The 1470-nt window shown below is 51.6% G+C and carries 2 protein-coding genes; both read right to left on the bottom strand.

Annotated features, from left to right (window positions below; translation table 11 throughout):
• The coding region (locus ACTQX6_RS12565; RefSeq protein WP_441657557.1) for a class II aldolase/adducin family protein at window positions 1–415 on the bottom strand (415 nt) is incomplete at its 3' end.
• A gap of 3 nt (window positions 416–418) precedes the next feature.
• Window positions 419–1470: hypothetical protein (locus tag ACTQX6_RS12570; protein ID WP_441657558.1), on the bottom strand; the 1052-nt coding region annotated here is incomplete at its 5' end.

Below are 1470 nucleotides of genomic sequence, written 5' to 3' on the forward strand. Positions count from 1 at the left end.
CACCGTGGATCTCTTCTTCACTCATGAGTCTTGTACACGGTATGTTTCCATAGAAGTAGTCAGCCTGTGTCGTTCCCAGGGCCTGGATATCCAGACCGGCCTGGGCAAAGCCTGTCGCCCATCGGGAATGGGTATGCACCACACCGCCGATGTTCTTCCAGTTTCGGTAGAACTCCAGATGGGTCGCAAGATCGGAGCTTGGTTTTAGACTGCCCTCCACGATACGGCCTTCCAGATCGACCAGCACGATATCTTCGGCCTTCATCGTATCGTAATCGACACCGCTTGGTTTGATGGCCACGATCCCCCTTTCCCGGTCGATGGCACTGACATTGCCCCAGGTAAAGGTAATGAGTCCGTATTTGGGAAGCAGCAGATTGGCTTCCAGGACTTCCTGTTTCATCTTCTCCAGCATCGTCTATTCCTCCGTGACCACATAAACAGCCGCTTCATTGGCCGTATGGTTGGCACTGACGATCAGATCCCGGTCTTTTTCATGGACCACGCACAGGTTGGCCGGTCCAACCCCTTTTTCAATGACCGTGGCTTTATAGGCTCCATCCACATACTGCACATAGAACAGTTCGGCCTCTTCTCTTCGTACGCCGGCCACAAAGGACGGTTTGCCGCATAGGGTCGTTCCCACCAGGGTATGGGCAAAGTCGATGGTATTGTCATAGGTCCATACTTTCTTATAGCCGTTTTCTTCCTTCTTATAGATCTGGATGGAGTTGCCATGGAACGGTTCGATGGTCATGATCTCTTCGATACCGTCACCATCCAGGTCGGCCGTGGCGATCTCACCGATCTGTCCCTCCAGGATGAACTCGGTCTTCCATTCTCCATTTTCCCTTTCCGGCGGTGTCACTTTCAGGATGCCCTGATCACTGCCGAAGTAGCCGACATCCTTTCCGTTTTCCTTTCCGTGCCAGTAGCCGTGGTTTCGAAACAGACCGTCTTTCAGGATCTTTAGTTCGATACCCTGGGATGGATCATCGGGCAGCTTTCCGATATAGATGCGTCCCGGTACGGACCAGTCGTTCTTTTCCTTCTTGGAGGTGGCGATGGTGGCCCCGATAAAGTAGTTGGCGCCATCGACCTCATAGATATCGAAGCGGTGGATATACGGTAAAGACAGGACGTCTTTGATCTGCCAACCCTTTTCGTCATCGTACTTTCCCCATACGATCTTGGCTAAAGACGGGGACACCTTCAGATAGAACTCCTGAACGGCCAGGAATTCCTTCTCTTTGTTGGGGATGGGGATGATGGACATGCAGCCACCGGGATGGGTCCATACCGTTTCCTTTGTCTCAAAGTCTTTTCCGCTGTACATGTTGCAGGCGATATCGGGATCCTCGCTGGCCAGAAGGATATGGTTTTCACCGTTCATACAGATATAGCTGGCGCAGTAGCAGCGCTTGATATCGTCTAAGTGTTTTTTCTCGATCTTCATTTTGTTTTCTCCTT

The organism is Faecalicoccus sp. LCP19S3_E2, from assembly GCF_052121255.1.
In the GTDB taxonomy this organism is placed as follows: domain Bacteria; phylum Bacillota_I; class Bacilli_A; order Erysipelotrichales; family Erysipelotrichaceae; genus Faecalicoccus.